The 18,725-nt window shown below is 58.7% G+C and carries 14 protein-coding genes; 10 read left to right on the top strand and 4 right to left on the bottom strand.

Features of this window, described 5'->3' with window-relative positions; genetic code table 11:
• Positions 1-13: 13 nt before the first annotated feature.
• Both HX899_RS17105 and HX899_RS17110 read left to right on the top strand, forming a co-directional pair.
• Complete coding sequence (locus tag HX899_RS17105) at positions 14-688, top strand: L,D-transpeptidase (RefSeq protein WP_138390401.1); 675 nt, start codon at positions 14-16, stop codon at positions 686-688.
• A 14-nt stretch (positions 689-702) separates the two neighbouring features.
• On the top strand, positions 703-1,239 hold the full coding sequence (locus HX899_RS17110) for an OmpA family protein (RefSeq protein ID WP_138390402.1): 537 nt from the start codon (positions 703-705) through the stop codon (positions 1,237-1,239).
• A 92-nt stretch (positions 1,240-1,331) separates the two neighbouring features.
• Here HX899_RS17110 and HX899_RS17115 read toward each other — a convergent pair whose 3' ends face one another.
• A complete protein-coding gene (locus HX899_RS17115) occupies positions 1,332-3,794 on the bottom strand; it encodes a glycoside hydrolase family 3 C-terminal domain-containing protein (RefSeq protein WP_181292907.1) in 2,463 nt (820 codons plus the stop codon).
• Positions 3,795-3,995: 201 nt separating this feature from the next.
• Between HX899_RS17115 and HX899_RS17120 the strand changes: the two genes are divergently transcribed.
• Complete coding sequence (locus tag HX899_RS17120; protein WP_181292908.1) at positions 3,996-4,634, top strand: TetR/AcrR family transcriptional regulator; 639 nt, start codon at positions 3,996-3,998, stop codon at positions 4,632-4,634.
• A gap of 60 nt (positions 4,635-4,694) precedes the next feature.
• On the opposite strand, the gene HX899_RS17125 is transcribed toward HX899_RS17120, so the two are convergent.
• Positions 4,695-5,531, bottom strand: coding sequence for an alpha/beta hydrolase (locus HX899_RS17125; protein ID WP_181292909.1), 837 nt, complete (start codon positions 5,529-5,531; stop codon positions 4,695-4,697).
• Between the two features lie 123 nt (positions 5,532-5,654).
• On the opposite strand from HX899_RS17125, the gene HX899_RS17130 reads away from it, so the two are divergent.
• The gene (locus HX899_RS17130) at positions 5,655-6,596 is read left to right on the top strand and encodes a LysR family transcriptional regulator (protein ID WP_181292910.1); all 942 of its coding nucleotides are present in this window, start codon (positions 5,655-5,657) and stop codon (positions 6,594-6,596) included.
• A gap of 94 nt (positions 6,597-6,690) precedes the next feature.
• Here the strand turns inward: HX899_RS17130 and HX899_RS17135 are convergent, their stop codons facing one another.
• Entirely contained in the window at positions 6,691-9,717 is a 3,027-nt protein-coding gene (locus tag HX899_RS17135; RefSeq protein ID WP_180196539.1) for a glycoside hydrolase family 38 C-terminal domain-containing protein, read from the bottom strand.
• Positions 9,718-9,991: 274 nt separating this feature from the next.
• Entirely contained in the window at positions 9,992-11,011 is a 1,020-nt protein-coding gene (locus HX899_RS17140) for a LacI family DNA-binding transcriptional regulator (protein WP_180196538.1), read from the bottom strand.
• Positions 11,012-11,181: 170 nt separating this feature from the next.
• Between HX899_RS17140 and HX899_RS17145 the strand changes: the two genes are divergently transcribed.
• The 6 genes from HX899_RS17145 (at position 11,182) to HX899_RS17170 (ending at position 18,667) form a co-directional block, all read left to right on the top strand.
• A complete protein-coding gene (locus tag HX899_RS17145; protein WP_181292911.1) occupies positions 11,182-12,441 on the top strand; it encodes a sugar ABC transporter substrate-binding protein in 1,260 nt (419 codons plus the stop codon).
• Between the two features lie 63 nt (positions 12,442-12,504).
• Entirely contained in the window at positions 12,505-13,386 is an 882-nt protein-coding gene (locus tag HX899_RS17150) for a carbohydrate ABC transporter permease (protein ID WP_020047465.1), read from the top strand.
• On the top strand, positions 13,379-14,215 hold the full coding sequence (locus HX899_RS17155) for a carbohydrate ABC transporter permease (RefSeq protein ID WP_181292912.1): 837 nt from the start codon (positions 13,379-13,381) through the stop codon (positions 14,213-14,215). The genes HX899_RS17150 and HX899_RS17155 overlap by 8 nt, the downstream gene beginning before the upstream one ends.
• A gap of 13 nt (positions 14,216-14,228) precedes the next feature.
• Complete coding sequence (locus tag HX899_RS17160) at positions 14,229-15,371, top strand: ABC transporter ATP-binding protein (RefSeq protein WP_181292913.1); 1,143 nt, start codon at positions 14,229-14,231, stop codon at positions 15,369-15,371.
• 141 nt (positions 15,372-15,512) lie between these two features.
• Complete coding sequence (locus HX899_RS17165; protein ID WP_181292914.1) at positions 15,513-16,886, top strand: NosD domain-containing protein; 1,374 nt, start codon at positions 15,513-15,515, stop codon at positions 16,884-16,886.
• A 92-nt stretch (positions 16,887-16,978) separates the two neighbouring features.
• A complete protein-coding gene (locus HX899_RS17170; protein WP_181292956.1) occupies positions 16,979-18,667 on the top strand; it encodes a glycoside hydrolase family 32 protein in 1,689 nt (562 codons plus the stop codon).
• Positions 18,668-18,725: the final 58 nt, after the last annotated feature.

Raw genomic sequence — 18,725 nt, forward strand, 5'->3', positions numbered from 1 at the left:
GGGGATATTGCCGATGCCGTGGACACGCAGAAATATTGTGCTTGGTGGATTGGCGTTACTTGGCGCCGGTGCAGTGCAGAAACCGGTATTTGCCGCGGCGTCTTCCTTTTTCGACGGCACCATCGTCGACAATGGCGTGACGTTCCGAAGAACCAACTTCGCCAAGATCGACAAGAAGTGGCACCGCCAGGTCGTCAAATATTTCAGCAGCGAGCCGATCGGCACCGTTGTCGTCGATACGAGGCACCATTTCCTCTACGTGATCATGGAGAACAAGACCGCCATCCGCTACGGCGTCGGCGTCGGCCGCGAGGGCTTCAAATGGTTTGGCCGCGCCACGATTGACAGCAAATCGCTGTGGCCGCGCTGGACGCCGCCGCCGGAGATGCGCAAGCGCCATCCCGAACTGCCCGAATTCGTGGCGGGAGGCTCACCGAAAAATCCGCTCGGTCCCCGCGCCATGTACCTGCATCGCGACGGCGTCGACACCGGCTATCGCTTCCACGGCACGCTGGAGCCGTGGAGCATCGGCAAGGATGCCTCCAGCGGCTGTATCCGCATGTTCAATGAAGACGCCATCGATCTTTACCAGCGTTGCCCGATCGGCACCGCGGTGCAGGTTCTGCCGCATATTGCCGACCAGGCTGAAAGTGCGGCGCAGGTCAGCCAAGCGACCCCGGTCGAATAAGGAATATCACCTTGATGTCTGCTCCGACCGGATACATGAGGCGCCTTGCCGCCGCAGCCATGCTCTTGGCGCTCGCCGCCTGCAGCACCACCGATATCGCCTCCGTGGAAGAACCTGCTGCGGCGCCGATGACCGGCCAGACCAACGATCCCGCGCCCGGCTTCGAAAACGTCGCGATGGGCAGCGAAGAGGATTTCATCCTCAATGTCGGCCGGCGGATCTACTTCAAGCAGGACTCCGCAACACTCGATTCCGTCGCCATGGCAACCCTGGATAACCAAGCCGCCTGGCTCAACAGGAACCCCTCCTGGCTGCTCAAACTGCAGGGATTTGCCGACGACTCCGGCTCCGCATCCAGCATGGAGACGCTGTCGCAGAAGCGCGCCGATGCGGCGATGGCCTATCTCGCCTCGAAGGGCGTGGACGCCAGGCGCATGTGGGCCAAGGGCTACGGCAACGACCGCGAAGTCCGCGACTGCACGGAGCGCTCCTGCAAGGTGCAGAACCGGCGCGTCGTCACCAATCTGCGCACTCAGCCCGACGCGGTCTGATCCAGCTCGAACCACTCAGCGCTTGGGGCAGACGCGTCAAGCGTTATCGGCCGGGCTCACTCGAATACGATATGGATCTCGCCAGCCTGCGTTTAATACGAAGGTGGCAGCACGTAGTCGAATGGTGACGGCAGTTCGATGATGAACCTGATATCCGCGGCATTGGCGGCCACGATCAGTTGGTAATCGCCCGGTTCGGCGCGGAAGGCACCAGACTCGACGTCGAAATAAGCGAGATCGCGGGGCAGGATCTTCAGCTCGGCTGTGCCCGTCTCACCGGATCGCAGCGAAAGCTTTGCGAAGGCCCGCAGTTCCTTGTCCGGCCGCTCCACCTTGGACTTTGGCGAGCGCACATAGAGCTGGACCAGTTCCGATCCGGCCCGGTCGCCGATATTGGTCAGATCGACGCTGATCGTCACGCCTTCGGCACCCATTTCGCTCGCTGAGAGCCGCGCCTCGCCCCAGCTGAAGCGTGTATAGCCAAGGCCGAAACCGAAGGGGAAGAGCGGTTCGACAGCGCGCGTATCGTGATGACGATAGCCGACGAACACGCCTTCGGCATAGCGCACATGCCCATCCTTACCCGGATAGACGGCTGGATCACCTGTTATCGCGGAATTGTCGGCAAGCGCCTTCGGAAATGTCTGCGGCAGGCGCCCACCGGGCTCGACATCGCCGAACAGGACATCGGCGACGGCATTGCCCAGCTCCTGCCCAGGATACCAGATCTGCAGCACGGCGCGAACCTTGCCGAGCCAGGGCATTTCCACCGGGCCGCCGGTCTGCAGCACGACGACGGTGTTGGCGTTGACCGCCGCGACCCGCTCGATCAGTTCCTCCTGCCGACCCGGAAGCCGCATGTCGGGCAGGTCCAAGCCTTCGGTATCCCATTCGCCGTCGCGGCCGACGAAGAGAAGCGCCACATCGGCATTCAGCGCCGTCTCGACGGCGTCCTGCATATCGGCCTCGCCCAAGGGCTTTTCGACGCCGAACCGAATGGCCGTGAGGTTGATCCCCTCCCCGTTTGCCACCGGTGGGTCATATTCCACGGTGACGGCATGGGCTCGGCTCGGATCGAGCGCCACCGTGCCGCGCTGTTCGTCATTGGCGGTGCCGAAATAATTCTCGCCGCGTGTCCAGCCATCATGGCCGTCGACCGTGAGCCTGCCGTCGACGAAGAGCCGCGCCAGTCCAGCATTGGTCATGCCGAAGACATGATCGCCGCTCTCCTCCGGCACGAATTGCATCGTCATCCGTGCCGAGAAATCGGTTGGGTCGAGCTCGGCCGACGGCAGCTCGAACCAGAAGAACTCACCCTTGTCGACGGTTTCGACATGAAGCGGAGTGCCCTGGCAACCACGCCCCTTGAAATATTCGACGGTGATCTTTCCCTTGGCCACCTCGATCAGACGGTTGTGGCGGCAGCCGACGGCGTGGCTGACGCTGTTGGCATTGGAAAGGGCGGCTCGAATCCCTTCGAGCGGGCTGACCGTGTAATGCGCCGCGATCTGCGCGCTGCCGCCGCCCATCACACGCGCGCTCGCGGCGTTGGGTCCGATGACGGCGATCCGGTCGAGCGACGTCTTGGCAAGCGGCAGGATGCCGTCGTTCTTCAAAAGGACTGCTCCCTCTGAGCCGAGACGCCGGATCAGCGCCCGGTCTTCCGGCAGGTCGACTGCCCGCTCGGTGAGGTCGGGCCTCTTCTCGAAGGCACCGACCCGCTCGAGCAGCAGCAGGATCCGCCGCGCCGCCGCCCGCACCGTTGCCGCTTCGACCCTGCCCTCGCGCACGGCCGCAACCAGCTTCTCGCCGCGATCGCGCGCCGGGCCGGGCATTTCGAGATCAAGACCGGCATTGATCGTCTCGGCCGTCGAATGCGAACCAAACCAGTCGGACATGACGATCCCGTCGAATCCCCATTCCTCGCGCAGCACCTTGGTCAGCAGCCACTCATGCTCGCTCGTATAGGTGCCGTTGAGGCGGTTATAGGAGGACATGACGGCCATCACGCCGGCGCGCCTGACAGCCTGTTCGAAGGGGGGAAGGTAGATTTCGCGCAGCGTCCGCTCGTCGATATCGGAAGACATGGTCTGCCGCTCGATCTCGGATTCGTTGCCGGCGAAGTGCTTGATCGTCGCGGCGATCCCCTGGCTCTGCACGCCCTTGATATAGGCGACGGCCAGTTCCGCGGTCAGCATCGGATCCTCGGAATAACATTCGAAATTTCGCCCGTTGAGCCCGGAACGATGAATATTCACTGTGGGCGCGAGCAGCACCGCGGCCCCCTTGCTCTTCGCCTGGCAGGCAAGCGCCACACCCATGCGCTCGACGAGATCGGGATTCCAGGTGGCGCCGAGCGCGATGGCGACAGGAAAGCAGGTCGCCTTGACGCCGCCGACCAGCGAACCCGCGCCGCGGGCGCCATTCGGTCCGTCCGTCACCTTGATCTTCGGCACATCAAGACGCTCGACGGGAACCGTCGTCCAGAAATCGGCGCCGGACAGCAGGGAGACCTGCTCCTCGAGCGTCATCTTGTCGAGAATGGAATCGATCATGCAAACCTCCCCTTCAATGGAATTCGGGCATTGCGAAGTGCTGGCCGAGCATGCCCGGGCAATTCATCCGGCGGCGGCATCAACTTCTCCACGCGCCAGACAGTTCTTAAACCTACCGATTACTCGGTATTTTTAAGATGTCAACTGCCGAGCCGTGATGTATGGATGGAGGGCGGGAGAAAGAGGCAGGCGGAAGAGACGATGGCAGAGTTTTCTGAATCGAAGACCGGACAGGACGAAAAGCGACGGCGCAGATCCCGCAAGGGCGAAGCGCGCCGTGCGGAGATCCTGACGGCTGCGATGCGGCGCTTTGCCGAAGACGGCTACCAGAATGCCGCCATCGGCGATGTGGCCCGCGACGTCGGCCTGTCGCTGCCCGGCCTGCTGCACCATTTCCCGACCAAGGTCGATCTGCTGCTCGCCATTCTGGACAAGCGCGATCTCGAAAGCGAAAGCTTCATCGACCCCCATCGTTCCGATCTCCGCGGCTTGCTCAAAGGCATGGTCGAGGTCTTCCGCCGCAACGCCGAAATGATCGAGGTCATCAGGGCCTTCGCCATCCTGAATGCCGAGAGCCTGATGAAGGATCACCCGGCCAAGGCCTGGTTTCTCGATCGCGCCACTCAGCTGCAGAATGACATCGCCGCGACCTTCGAACAGGCCGTCGCCGATGGCTCGATCGACGGCAAAATCGATGGCGGGGCGATGGCGGCCGAGCTGATCGCGGTGATGGACGGCCTTCAGATGCTCTGGCTGCGCGATCCCACCCGCTTCGACATGGTCGGCGGGTTGGAAGCCTATGTCAGCCGCCTGCTGGCGAGCCTTGGCCTGGAGGATTGAGCTTGGCTTGCGGCTCTGTGCTCGGGGGCCGATCGAGGTGACGCTCTATCGGAAGATCTATCATCCATCAAAGCGTGCCAACCAGACCATAATGCGGCTTACAGCTTCGTAATACCTCTGCCCGACGAGCAGACCCGTATGTGTCGTACCCCAGAGACCTAGATATTCGCCACCGATGTGGCGTGCTGTCGCCAGGCTTCGATGATCATCGGATTCGTCGTTGACGGCGCAAATGACGAGGCTGGGGCACGTGATCTTCTCGCTTTCGATGGAAATCCCGTCCGCCCCGAAATGAAAGGAGAATGCGCTGAATGCCTTTGCAGATTCCATGGACAGATACTTCCGCTGGAATTCGATATCCTCGAATGTTTCATCTACACTGATTTGCTCATCGCGTGTTGGAGCAGGTACGACGAGGCCGGGCGGTTGGGACGCAAGATCCCGATACGGCGCCTCAGCATACACTTCCCGGCAAATGCTGGAATCGATCAAGACTAGCCCGGCAATCTTCACACTTTCCGCCAGTTTCTGGCTCAGGATTCCTCCCATGCTGAATCCGATCACGATGGGCGGGGTTCCACATTCTTTGACAATTTCGGAGATCACCAGCCGGATGTCTTCCAGGTAATCTTCAAACAGGATTTTTGTGAAATCCACCGACCTGCTTTTGTAGTGGCCTCGCAGGTTGACGCAATAAGAGGTCCATCCAGCCGATATGAAATGAGGAATGTATTTGCTCCACATCCAGCTCCCGGTAAAGGCGCCGTGAACAAAGAGCAAAGGCGGCCGAACGGACTGCCCTGGATCGCTGTGCCCATGAAATATTTCGAGAAATAAGTCATTCTCTCCGATGTATTTTTCCGTGTGCTCGGGTCGTTCTTTTGCATAGTCCCGCATACCGCTCACTCCTTTGATATTGGCTGGCTGGCATCGAGACAGAGGATATTTCCTATGCAATATTGATCAATTACGGCTCTTGGACTTACATAAAGGACAAAATATCTTCAATCGGGTGCTGATGTGGACAGTCTCGCAAGCGTTGTCGCCTTCGTTCACGCCGTCGAACAGCAGAGCTACGTCGCAGCCGCGAGGGTTGCCGGAGTTTCGCCGTCCGCGATCGGAAAGGCGGTGGCGCGTCTCGAAAGCCGGCTGGGCGTGCGGCTCTTCAACCGGACAACGCGCAGTATCAGCCTGACTGAGGAAGGAGCGGTTCTCTACGAGCGCTACAAACGCATCATCGACGACATGGATGACGCAGAGGCCACAATCTCACGAAGCCGGGAACGTCCAAGGGGGCGCCTTCGCATCAGCGTACCGCATATCGTCGGGCACCACCTTCTTATGCCGATCCTGCCCATTTTTGCCGAGCAATTTCCGGAGATCGAACTGGACATCGATTTCGAAGACAAGGTTATCGACCTGGTGGCAGAGGGCCTGGATGTCGTCGTGCGGAGCGGTGAACTTGCCGATGCACGATTGATTGCCCGCCGTCTCGGCGATCAGCATTTCGTCGTTTGCGAAAGTCCCGATTATTTCAAGCGCCATGGGCGACCGGAGACCCCGGATGACCTCTCCCAACATGCCTGCATTCAATTCAAATACCCATCCAGCGGTCGTGTCGCGCCGTGGGCATTCCGCCCGCCATACGATCGGGTAATTTTCCCAAGAAGCCTTACATTCAACAATACGGACGCAGGGCTGCGGGCAGCACGGGACGGTTTGGGCCTTGCGCATCTGCCTGTCTACGTCGCAGAGCCCCATATGCGAACCGGAAGTTTGATCCCCGTCCTGACCTCCTTCATGGTGCCGTACGGTTCGCTCTCGCTCGTCTGGCCATCCAATCGTCAGCTTTCACCCAAAGTCCGCGCTTTCGTGGATTTTGTCGCTGCGAACTTTGCCGCCCGCCCCGACGCTTTTCGCCCGTTGGATGCGGCTGGCATCTCATCCAATTCTAGGAGATAGCAGGCGCTTTCAGGAGCGCCCGCCAGTTCTTGAAATCATGGTGCGGCATGCTGCCATAGGCCATTTGATTCCCGGCACGTATGGCGGTCAGGCATCAGCCATTCTGCAGCTTCCAGGTCCTGACTTCGAACGGCATGATGTCGGCAGGTCCCTTTCGCTCCATCGGCTCTTCGAGAATGTTCAGCGGCTGCGATGCTGCCCATCCGGAAGGCAGGTTGAGGGCGAGCCTGCCGCGCCGGCCGGCCGGTTCGTAAAGGCGCAGGATGAGGCCGTCGCCCTCTTCCGCCGGCTTTAGGCCTGAGAACGCGACAGGGATGCCGGTGACCGCAAGCGGCGCAAAAATGCCGGCGGAGAGGCCGCTGAATTGAGCCGAGACGAGCGGCTGATTGAGATCGATCGCCTCGTCGAGAACGCCGCCTTCATGCCAGGCGCCTTCATGCGGCATCAGTGCATAGGTGAAGCTCTGCTCCCCTTCGTCGGCCAACGGATCCGGATAGATCGGCCCGCGTACGAGGCTCATGCCGATCACATTGCCGCGGGCGCTATGGCCGTATTTGGCATTGTTGAGCAGCGCGACCCCGAAATCCGGCTCGCTGATATCGACGAAGCGGTGCGCGACGGCCTCGAACATCGCCTGCTCCCAGGACGTATTCGTGTGCGTTGCCCGTTCGACGACGCCGAAGGCGCATTCGAAGGTCGCCTTGCGGGCCTGCGCGGCGACCGGGTTCAGGGTTCGCAGCAGCGTGCGGCGATCATGCCAGTCGATCGTCGTTTCGATGTCTAGCCGCCTGGCGTTGGCCGTCAGCACATAGGTCTGCGTGACGCTCGAATTCCGGTAGCGGTAAACGACGCGGATCGCCGCGCGGTGCGGGCCGTCTTCAACGAGGGTGATACTATCAGGCGTATCGAGGCGGACGGCCTTTTCGGCATAATCCGCATCGATGTCCCAGGCGTCCCAGTTGCGCGGCTTGTCGGCCGGATAGACCCAGAGCTGATTTGCCGAGCCGTCGACCGCTTCCCGGCCCGTTGCCTTGTGAAGGAGGCTCGAAACCGCCCCGTCCCTGCCGATGGAGACCGAGAGGTGCTCGTTTTCGAGACGCTCGGGGCCTGCCTTCAGCCCGCCCGCCGGCTTGAGCGAGCCCTTGTCGAAGACCGCGACGGACAAGGGGGCGACGAGATCGGCGGCCGCGACGACCGTGCCGTCGGAGAGCGTTGCGCTGAGCGGTCTGGCCGCAAGAGACGGATTGACGACGACGAGGGCATCGCCAACCCCGCCTTTCGGCAGCTTGGCCGACAGCGCTTGCAAGGCATTTGCCTGTTCGGTTCCAGCACGTTCGATGACGCCGCCCAGTTCCTGCTCGGCATCCTGATAAACTTCACGGATGCTCGAGCCCGGCAGAATGTCGTGAAATTCGTTCTTCAGCACCACGCGCCAATCCGCTTCGAGGCTTCGGGGCCTGTCTGCTCCGAGCATATGCGCCAGCGAAGCGATGGTTTCGGCGGTGATCAGCGCGCGTTCGGCCTGGCGATGCTTGCGCTTGACGCCGCTTTGCGACGTCAGCGTGGCGCGGTGCAGTTCGAGATAGATTTCGCCATCCCATACCGGAAGGTTCTGTTCGCCTGCGGTGCGGTGCGCCTGTTCGTAATAGCTTTTGACGGTGCCCCAGCGTGCCTGCGGGATCGCCGGGAAATCGCGCAGCTGCACCTCGCGCTCGACCATCTCGGGCGTGACGCCGCCGCCGCCGTCGCCATATCCGACGGCCAGCAGCGAGGTATCGTGCTGTGTCTTGCCGCGGAAATTCTTCCATGTCGGCACGTAGCAATCGGCTTGCACGAAGCCGTTATAACCCTGCATCGGATTGTCGAACGTGTGGGTCAGCACCCGGCTGCCGTCGAGACCCTTCCACCAGAAGAGATCGGATGGAATATGGTTGGTCTCGCTCCAATTGACCTTGATCGTGAAGAAGCTGTCGATGCCGCCCTGCCTCAAGATTTGCGGCAGCGCGCCTGAAAAGCCAAAGCAATCGGGCAGCCAGCAGACCGTATGGCGCGTGCCGAAGGTCTTTTCGAAATAACGCTGGCCATAGAGAACCTGACGGGCGAGACTTTCGCCGGTCGGCATGTTCGTGTCGGGCTCCACCCACATGCCGCCGACGGTTTCCCACTTTCCTTCCGCGACCTTCTGCTTGATGCGATCGAGAAGCTCCGGGTCTTCCTCTTCCATCTGCGCGTAATAATGGGCGGTCGATTGATTGAAGCGGAAATCGTCGGAGCGCTCCATCAATGACAGCGCCGTATTGAAGGTGCGCCGCATTTTCCGCCGCGTCTCGCGATAGGGCCAAAGCCAGGCGAGATCGATATGCGCATGGCCCGTCAGCAGCAATTCTCCATTCGGCGGGAAGCGCTTCTGCAGCTCCTTCAACTTCGCCGTCAGAGCCTCGAAGGCTGTGGCTGCCGAAGCGCTCTGCTCCTCCGTAAGGCCTGCCGGATTAGCCTCGAGCTCCGGCAGTTCCCAGATCTTCTGCTGCATGACAGCGCTTGATGTGCGGGAGATATAGGCCGCCGTATCCGACGGCCAGTCGAGACTGCGCAACGCGTGCTCGGCGGCATCCATCAGGTGCGGCACGACTTCATGCTCGCCCAGCACATCGATTGCCTCGGCAACCTGCTTTAACAGAAGATGCAGGCGGTGAGCTGGACCATCGAGCCAGATAAATCGGGCCTTGTTGAGCCGTGGAGCGCGATTGGGCTCGCCGAATGGAAACCGGGCGACGGTTTCCGTTGCGATCGAAAAGCGGCGGCCCTTCAGCGGGAATTCCTGATGGTAGGGATCGAGACCGAATGTTTCCGTCTCGCCGTCGGGGTAGCTGAGCGTAATCAGGCTCTCGCCGCCGAGGTCGAGCTGCAGGCGAATATCGCCGAGAGGCCACGCCTCCGGCGCTTCAGCGGTCGCGGCAAAATGCACCACCCCCTGGCGGTGCGGCCAATCCTGGTGATGGCCAATCGGCTCGCCCTCGAACGTCCAGCCGTCGATCGCAGCACTTTGTCGATCTCGCCAATGCGCCAACTCGGCAATGCGAACTTTGAGACGATCGAGGCGCTGGGCAATGGTCAGAGGCATGGCTTATCCTGTTGAAAATCGACGGCTGACAATCTTGTCGTCATGCTTTTGGGGTCATGGTCATGGTTTGGGGGAGATGAAGATGGCGCGACCGACATCGCGATTGCCCGGCCCCTCCTCCAAGCAGGCTTGCAGAGTCTTAGATTAAGTAACTTTGATTTGGCGTCAAGCCCGGAAGAAGCGAACCGCTCCGGCTTTACCGGATGTCACTGTCACGCCATGTTCTTGCGAAAGCTTGCTTGCTCGATCAGACGCTCTCATGCATGAGGTCAGATTACAGGGAGCGCACCGAAAGTCGCTCCACCAAATTGCAGGACATAACTCGACTGGTCGGGCAAACTTCGCTTCCCGCCACCACGCTATTCAACAATTCCGCCCCTTGCAGACCGAGATCGTAATATGGCAAAGCGGCAGTGGTCAGCTCCGGCCTCAGCGCCAGGGAAACCGTCCGGAAATCGTCAAAGCCGACAATACTGACATCCTCGGGAATCCGAAGACCCAATGCCATGGCCGCGATGTAGATTTGGATCGCCATTTCGTCGTTGCCGCTCATGATTGCGGTCGGTCGATCCTTTTGTTGAAGCATCTCGGTGGCGGCAGCAAAAACGTAGTTCTTCTCTGCTCCTACCGGTCCTTCCATGCCAAGGCGGATAGTGAGGTCGTTCTCCGCAAGGCCAAAGTCTCCGGTGGTTTTGCGGAAAGCATCGAGGCGCAGTTCCGCACCAAGCAAAATGGGATTGAGCCGGATATAGCCGATCTTTCGATGCCCCCGCTCAAGCAGATAGCGTGTCAGATCCTGAGCGCCCTGGTAGTCATCGGGTTCGATCGACGGCAACAGCTCGCTCGTTTTTGGTCGGCAGTTGATCATGACTGTGGGGATGCCGACGTCGCCGATTTCGGGGTCAACGATGCGATGGTACATCGTTACGTAGAGAACACCGTCAATGCGGTGCGATTGGAACATCTTCCAAATTTTAATCTCCTGCTCGGATGCGCCGCCGGTGTTTGCCATCAGAATGGTCTTGCCGTTGGCATTGGCCCAATCCTGGATCCCGCGAACGATATCCACTGAATAGGGCGTCGTCGACACGTAGTCAGCGATGATGCCAAATGTGTTGGAGCGACTTGAGCGTATTTGGCGCGCGGCCATATTGGGCACATATCCGAGGTCCCGGATTGCCCTTTCGACCCTCTCCCTCGTTTCCTCGGTCACATATGGTTCGCCGTTAATGACGCGAGACACAGTTTTGTTGGAAACTCCCGCCACCTTCGCGACGCTGACTATGCTGACCATGTACGCCAATCTCCTTGCCGGGATTCGTTTTAAACCAGACGCATGACAACGTCGACATATTTTTATGACAACGTCGTCATTCTGTATTGACAACGTCGTCATACGAAGATTACCTTCGCAGCAAGAAGGAGGGCTCAGTGCAAGTGCAGCGGGCCAACAGGGAGGTATCGATGAAGAAATTGCTTGGTGCCAGCGCACTCGCGCTTGTTTTCATAGCCGCCACTGCCAATGCCGAAACCATCAACATTCTGGTGGAAGGTGGCGGCGAAATGTTGCAGAAGGCGGTCGCCGAGAAGTTTACTGCCGAAACAGGCATCGAGGTGAACTTCACGACCGTTCCCTATCAGGGTGTCTTTGACAAATTCTCAGCCGAAATCGCGTCTGGCTCTTCCGCGTTCGATGTCGTGACGATCGACGTTGTGTGGAATGCGAAGTTTGCAGGCCACGTCGAGGATCTCTCGGCTCTTTTCACCGATGCGGTTCGCGCGGATCTGCCGCCTGTCTTGCTTGCCGATGCGAAGGTCGGTGACAAGCTGATCGGTATGCCTGCCTGGGCCAATGCCGAGATCGTGTTCTATCGCAAGGATCTGTTTGATAAGGCGGAGGAAAAAGAGGCATTTCAGGCCAAGTATGGCTATCCTCTCTCGCCGCCCAAAACCTGGCAGCAGTGGCGCGACATTGCGAAATTCTTCACGCGTGACACTGACGGCGATGGAAAGACTGACTTCTGGGGCACCGACACCATCGGCACGTTTTCAGAGGAATGGATGGCGCATGTGCTGCAGGCGGGTTCGCCAGGAGTGATCCTCGATAAGGACGGGCAGGTCATTATCGACAATGAGGCGCACAAAAAGGCGCTTGAATTCTACATCGCGCCGCACTGCATTGATCATTCCGTCCCTGAAAATGTGAACGAAATCGGCTGGGGCGAGGCGCAGAACCTGTTCTATCAGGGCAAAACAGCCATGATGAAGTTCTGGGCGCACGCCTACAAGATGACGCCTGCGGATTCAAAGGTCAGCGGCAAGGTCGGCGTGGTACCGATGCTGGCCGGTGAAGCCGGGATCGCAGCTGTTCCCGGCCCTTGGTACAACGTCGTTCCCTCGACATCCCAGCACAAGGACGCCGCGAAAAAATTCATCTCGTTTGCTATCGCCAATAATGCCCTGGGTATCGAAGCTCCCCTCGGCCTTGCAGCGACGAATTCCGCCTATCGCAGCTATTCAGGCAAGACCGGCTATGAGCACTTCCCCCCACTTCTTGAGACGCTAAGCGCGCCCGCCACCCAGGGCCGGCCGATCAATGAAAAATATCAGGAAATAGTCGATGAAGCTGTGCTGCCCGCTATCCAGCAGGCACTCACCTGCCAGGCAGATATCGGGGAGGTCCTGACGGAAGCCAAGGAAACGATCGAGGACATTCTCAACTAGCCTCGTACATTCCTCCACATCGTGGGGCAAAATATGCCCCACTCTTAGCTTTCGGAGACGGACATGTCGGGTGAAGACCGATTTGTACTTTGCATGCTCGCGCCTGCTGTCGCCATCCTCGGCGTGCTGGTCGCTTACCCGGTGGGGCTCCTGGTATTCGATTCCTTTTTCAAGGTCGATACGATCACGCCCCATATTCGCGAATGGGTCGGCCTGCAGAACTATGTCGATGCCTTGACGTCGAAACGTGTCATGGAAAGCGCTCTGCGGACCGTTCAGTATTCGCTCTTCGCGCTGTTTTTCGAGTTCACGTTCGGTTTCTGTGCGGCGCTGCTTTTTTCGGCGCTTGCCGGTCAATCGCGGTGGCATCGCACGATCTTCGCTCTGCCGCTGATGGTTCCGCCCATCGTCGCGGGTCTACTTTGGCGATTTCTGCTCGTCGGCAATATCGGCATCCTGAACTACGGGCTCGTCCGTTTGGGTCTGATTAGCGATCCAGAGGCAATCGCATGGTTGTCCAGCGAAGATATCGTCATCTATTCTGTTTCCTTTGCCGACATCTGGTTGACGACTTCCTTTGTCGCCCTTGTGTCCTATGCCGGGCTGACGAACATCCCGAAAGACCTGCTGGAGGCAGCGCGGATCGACGGGGCGAATGCCCTCAAGCGCTTCTGGCATGTCACCCTTCCCCTCATGCGGCCGGTGATCGCCGTCGTGGTGATCGTGCGAGGCGTGGATGCTGCAAAGACATTCGACCTGATCTGGATACAGACGCAGGGTGGTCCCAGTCATGCTTCCGAAGTGTTCTCGATGAACATCTACCAGCGCATGGTTCGGTTCGGCGATCTCGGCGAGGCTTCCGCGTCAGGAACATTGTTCCTCATCGTCATGATGCTTTTGGCGGCAGTCGCCTATTGGAAGATATGGAGGCCGGTCCATGCGTAGAGCTCCCCGCCTCAATCTCAGCGGAATCCTGATCAACGCGGCAGCCCTCGTGTTGGTGCTATCCTACGCGCTGCCTTACATCTATCTCCTCATGACCTCCATCAAGCCGGCGGCTGATGTGCAGCAGATCCCGCCTAGCTTCTTTCCCGCCGTTGTCTCGTTCGAGAACTTCCGCGAAGTGCTGCGATCCTCCACTTTGCCGAGAGCCTTCGTCAATTCACTCACCGTCGCGGTACTGACGACGGCTCTCTCGCTTGCGGTGGCCGTGCCTGCCGCTTACGTTGCCACGCAGTACCGGCGCCGGATCACCACCATTTTCCTGCTCTTCGCCCTGGTGACGCGCATGGTGCCGTCGGTGGCGCTCGGAGTGCCGCTGTTCCAGCTTTTGAAGTCTGTGGGTCTGCTCGATACCATTCCAGGCCTGGTGCTCGCTCACACGTCGGCTGCGGTACCACTGGCACTGCTGCTCATGTCCGCGTTCTTCGAGGGCATACCGAAGGAGCTCGAAGAAGCGGCGCGCATGGATGGCTGCACACGATTCCAGGCGTTTCGAAAGATCGTGCTTCCGGTCATGACAGGGGGAATAGCGGTCACCGCGCTCTTTACCTTCATCACAAGCTGGAACGAGTTTCTTTACGCGCTGCTGCTGACGTCCGAGGCGACCAAAACGGCGCCGATCGTCATCGCTGAATACAATTCGGTCTATGGGCTTGCCTGGGGGGCGATGACCGCGGCAGCCGTCCTCTACTCGCTGCCGGTCATCATCGTAACGCTCGCACTGCAAAAACAGATCGTCGGCGGCCTGACTTTCGGCGCTGTAAAGGGATGAGGGAGGCAAAGGCATGGCCGGCATAGAACTGCGCAATATCAACAAGGTCTACGGAAACAGCTTTCACGCTCTGCACGATCTAAGCTTCGACATCAGGGATGGCGAGTTCATGGTTTTCGTCGGCCCGTCCGGATGCGGGAAGTCGACGGCGCTCAGGATGATTGCTGGCCTGGAGAGCATTACGAGCGGTGAGCTCAGGATCGGTGACCGGATCGTCAACGATGTCGATCCCAAGGATCGCGACATCGCCATGGTCTTTCAGTCCTATGCGCTCTACCCGCACAAGACCGTGCGGGAGAACATTGCCTTCCCATTGCTGATGGCAGGCCTGCCGAAGACCGAGATTGCCAGCCGCGTAGACGAAGCAGGCCGCATCCTCGAACTGACGACTTTGCTCGACCGCAGGCCGGCACTCCTCTCAGGAGGCCAGCGTCAGCGTGTCGCCATGGGACGGGCGATCGTCCGCAAACCAGCGGCCTTCCTGATGGATGAACCGTTGTCGAACCTCGATGCCAAGCTGCGCGTGCAGATGCGCGCCGAGATCGCCAGCCTCCAGAGAAAACTGAATGTCACGACGATTTACGTGACCCACGACCAAGTCGAGGCGATGACGATGGGTGACCGCGTCGCTGTCATGAAAGGCGGTGTGCTGCAGCAAGTCGACACACCGCAAAACCTGTACAATCGTCCTGACAATGTCTTCGTCGCCGCCTTTATCGGATCGCCTTCGATGAATTTGTACGAGGCCGTTCTGAATGGAAGGACGCTGACCCTGGGCAGCAACAGCCTGGAAATCCCCGACCGGGTTTTCGCAGACCGCCCCTCGCTCAACGGTGCGTCCAACCGTCAGCTCATTGTCGGTATCCGCCCGGAGCATATGAACGACGCCGCAATCCGGCCCTCTTCGGCCGAGATTTCGGCCCCGGTTACTCTTGTCGAGGCGCTAGGTTCTGAATCCATGGCGCATCTGAATATCGACGCAACCCGGGTGGATGCCGGCGACCCGGACGCCATCGCCGACATCGGCAACGGAAAGGCTGCTGTAGCCCGCTTTTCTCCGAAGAGCACAGTCCGCGCAGGTGACATCGCGCGCATCGCTGTCGATGCCGACGAACTCCATTTCTTTGAACCCGACAGCCGCTCCAGCATCTGGTGATGGTGCGCAGGATCCTGCTCCAAACTCGAACAAGAGAGCCGGTTGAACGCATTTCCCCAGGCGGCTTGGGCACGACAAGCCAATCAAGAACATCGGCCTACTCTCGCTGTGGAGTAGGAAATGGCCGAGGAGACATGAACTATGGCAAGTGACAACTTTTACGACGTAACACAATATCCCTTAGGCAACCCCCAAGAGGACATTGGATCGGTCATCAATAGCATCATTGCGGATATTAAGAGCAGGCAAGCGGTTCGCGACCAGAATGACGGCGGGAAGCCTGGAGCGGTGATCTATATTCCGCCAGGCGATTATCGTCTTGCCACCCAAGTCGTTATAGACCTGAGCTATCTGAAGATTGTCGGCTCGGGACATGGTTTTACGTCTTCGAGCATCCGTTTCAATACACCCGCAAACGAACTGGCACAGTGGCGTGAAGTGTGGCCGGGCGGAAGTCGCATATGTGTGGACATGTCTCCGGACGCCGCCGACGGTGAGGCTGCCGGAGCCGCGTTCTACGTCAAGCGCACCGGCAATCCTCGCATAAGCTCTGTGGAGTTTGCCGATTTTTGCATCGATGGCCTGCACTTCATGGACGACGGTTCGGGGCAGAATGATGCGGAAAATACCTACAGGAATGGCAAAACGGGAATCTATGTGGGCAGCGCCAATGACTCATTCCGAATAACGGGGATGGGCCTTATCTATCTGGAACATGGCGTGACTGTTCATGACGCGGATGCGCTGGCAATAGACAACAATTTCATTGCAGAGTGCGGCAACTGTATCGAATTGAAAGGTATGGGGCAGGCCTCGAGGATAGCGAATAATTTTGTCGGAGCCGGATATAGGGGACATTCCGTCTACGCTGAAAATTACGGCGGCATCCTGGTCTCTTCAAACAACGTCTTCCCCCGAGGCGCCAGCAGCGTCTATTTTTCCGGCGTGGTGCGTTCCTCGATCACAGGAAACAGATTCCATTCCTTCTATCCCGGAATGCTGGTTTTTGCTGCGAATTGCTGCGAAAACCTGGTCTCCTCAAATCACTTCCTGCGAGATCGCGAGCCGTGGGCGCCCATGCAGAGGTACGATAACGGCCTGGATGACCTGTTCGGACTTTTGCACATTGATGGCAGCAACAATTCGGTAATCGCCAACCACATTTCAGAAACGATCGATATTCAATATATCAAGCCTCTCGCCGCAAAGCCTGTGATCATCAATGTCGTTTCCGGCAGCGGCAACTACATCGCCAATAATCACATCGTGGCCACAACCGAAATTTCGCAAATCAACGACGCACCAAACAGCGCCTGTTTTTCAACGCAAGTGGGCGCATTGCTTTCAACGGACAATTTGAAGGCGCTCGAGGTAACGGCAGTATTGGTGCAAAGGGGTTCGGTGCGGAATACAGTTCTGGATTCAGGCAGTGTCGAACAGGTCGAGATGGACAGAACAGCGAATGCTTTCAGGGGTACTCCAGTTCTTGGGCAATCGTCGGCAGAGTTTCATTAGATCGAGCATAGCTAGGCCGTCGGTCGAAAATTCAGTGACTATTCGGAGTTGTGTTCATGGCGAACCAAATGGACCGGGAAGATGGCCGGTTGATGAAGCAAAACCTTTTCCTACCCTCGGGGTACCGCTTGGAATTTTGGGCCGCGGGCGACGGCTTTTTTCGCGTAGACATTGACGGGAAAACGGTTTGGCATGTTCGGTCATTTGCCATCCATTCGGAGTTTTTCAAATATCACCACAGGGAAGCTTGCGAGGTCAACATTGTCACCAATGCGCCGGACGCTGTTCTGTGGGCCTATGGATATCAGCCTCAAACCGTGAATGAGACCGGTATAACAGTGTTTGAACTCTCGCAAAGAGGGATCCTTCAACGCACCGGCGCGGAAATTGAAGATTGGCTTCGGTCCGATCCGGATCGTCCTGCGTTTCATTTCTCGCCAATCCGGCATTGGATGAACGACCCCGTAGGTCTCTGCAAGATCGACGAGCTATGGCACCTTTTTTATCAATTCCATCCCGGCGGCAGTGATTGGGGACCGATGCACTGGGGACATGCGACCAGCCGCGATCTGGTCAATTGGCTTCACATGCCGGTATTTCTGCATCCCGAACAGAACCTGTGGCGTCTCGGCGCCACAGGAGGCGCATTCTCCGGCAACGCCTTTCGGGATCGAGATGGAAGTTTGATGTTCTTTTACACCGAGCGCCTGCCCGCCTATGACCTTTTCGAGGGCTATCGGGAAATTCAGAAAATAGCGCGCCCGGATCGGAGGATGATCAAGGCAGAAGGCATTGTGACGGTGTTGGAAGAGCGTCCCGACGGTGTCGAGCACGACTTCCGCGATCCAAAAGTTTGGTGGGATGACACAGCCAACGCCTATCGCATGATACTCGGCGCATCGATCGAAGGCGATCCCGCGGTGTTGTTGTTCGGCTCCGGCGATGGCCTCGATTGGCAATATCTCAGGCCGCTCTACCGTGCGCCGGTTAACTTCCGCCAAGAAGGCGCGCGTGCGGTGGAATGCCCGGATTTCTTTCCGCTGGAGGAAAAGTGGGTTCTGGTGATGGGTTTTGTTGGCCATGTCGAGCCACGGACACGGCGCCACAATCTCCTTTATGCCCTGATCGGCGAGTTCATCGACGACTGCTTCGTACCCGACATGCCGGAGCTGCAATTGCTGGATTTCGGCACCGATTATTACGCGATGCAGAGTTTCGAAGCGGGAGGGCGCCAGATCGCCTTTGCCTGGCTTTTCAATTGGGAATATCGCAAGCCTGAGGGCTCAGCCTATTCCGGGGAGATGTCCCTACCACGTGTTCTAAGTTTGAGTGAAGACAGGAAGAGGCTGCGCATGCTGCCGACGATCGAAGTCGACGATCACTTTGCCGCTGACCCTATCGTTGAGGACCAAAGCGGCAAATTCTCGCTACCGATGGCCCCCATTGAAATCCGCCTTTCCGGAGCTTTGGAAGGCAGCAAGATCGTTGCGACGCAGGGCGGCGAACTTGCCTTCGAGGTGGGCGTCGCTGGCGGTATCCTCTCGATCCGGCTCGCCCAGGACGACGGCTCGATCCATTACGTGGCGGAGCTTGGCGACGGAAAGGACCTTCGTCTGTTTCATGATTGCGGCATCGTCGAGATCTTCGCCGATGGCGGAACTGTTTGTGGAACCCGTCGCGGCTACGTGAATATCAACCCCGATTACCTGGAAATCTCATCGTCCGCTTCAACGCGGGTGCTGGAAAGGGATGCGAAACGCTGCTGTGCTGCCGCGAGATGAGCTATTGAGTGAAACGCCTGGGCCTTCACGGAATAACGAGATCTTGATCGACGACAAT

Source organism: Rhizobium sp. WYCCWR 11146, from assembly GCF_013591995.1.
GTDB classification, from domain to species: Bacteria; Pseudomonadota; Alphaproteobacteria; order Rhizobiales; family Rhizobiaceae; genus Rhizobium; species Rhizobium indicum.

What these genes read in the sequence shown, in the direction of transcription:
- HX899_RS17105 (WP_138390401.1), top strand. Translation starts at nt 14, where the DNA reads ATGCCGTGGACACGCAGAAATATTGTGCTTGGTGGATTGGCGTTACTT.
- HX899_RS17110 (WP_138390402.1), top strand. Translation starts at nt 703, where the DNA reads ATGTCTGCTCCGACCGGATACATGAGGCGCCTTGCCGCCGCAGCCATG.
- HX899_RS17115 (WP_181292907.1), bottom strand. Translation starts at nt 3,794, where the DNA reads ATGATCGATTCCATTCTCGACAAGATGACGCTCGAGGAGCAGGTCTCC.
- HX899_RS17120 (WP_181292908.1), top strand. Translation starts at nt 3,996, where the DNA reads ATGGCAGAGTTTTCTGAATCGAAGACCGGACAGGACGAAAAGCGACGG.
- HX899_RS17125 (WP_181292909.1), bottom strand. Translation starts at nt 5,531, where the DNA reads ATGCGGGACTATGCAAAAGAACGACCCGAGCACACGGAAAAATACATC.
- HX899_RS17135 (WP_180196539.1), bottom strand. Translation starts at nt 9,717, where the DNA reads ATGCCTCTGACCATTGCCCAGCGCCTCGATCGTCTCAAAGTTCGCATT.
- HX899_RS17140 (WP_180196538.1), bottom strand. Translation starts at nt 11,011, where the DNA reads ATGGTCAGCATAGTCAGCGTCGCGAAGGTGGCGGGAGTTTCCAACAAA.
- HX899_RS17145 (WP_181292911.1), top strand. Translation starts at nt 11,182, where the DNA reads ATGAAGAAATTGCTTGGTGCCAGCGCACTCGCGCTTGTTTTCATAGCC.
- HX899_RS17150 (WP_020047465.1), top strand. Translation starts at nt 12,505, where the DNA reads ATGTCGGGTGAAGACCGATTTGTACTTTGCATGCTCGCGCCTGCTGTC.
- HX899_RS17155 (WP_181292912.1), top strand. Translation starts at nt 13,379, where the DNA reads ATGCGTAGAGCTCCCCGCCTCAATCTCAGCGGAATCCTGATCAACGCG.
- HX899_RS17160 (WP_181292913.1), top strand. Translation starts at nt 14,229, where the DNA reads ATGGCCGGCATAGAACTGCGCAATATCAACAAGGTCTACGGAAACAGC.
- HX899_RS17165 (WP_181292914.1), top strand. Translation starts at nt 15,513, where the DNA reads ATGGCAAGTGACAACTTTTACGACGTAACACAATATCCCTTAGGCAAC.
- HX899_RS17170 (WP_181292956.1), top strand. Translation starts at nt 16,979, where the DNA reads ATGAAGCAAAACCTTTTCCTACCCTCGGGGTACCGCTTGGAATTTTGG.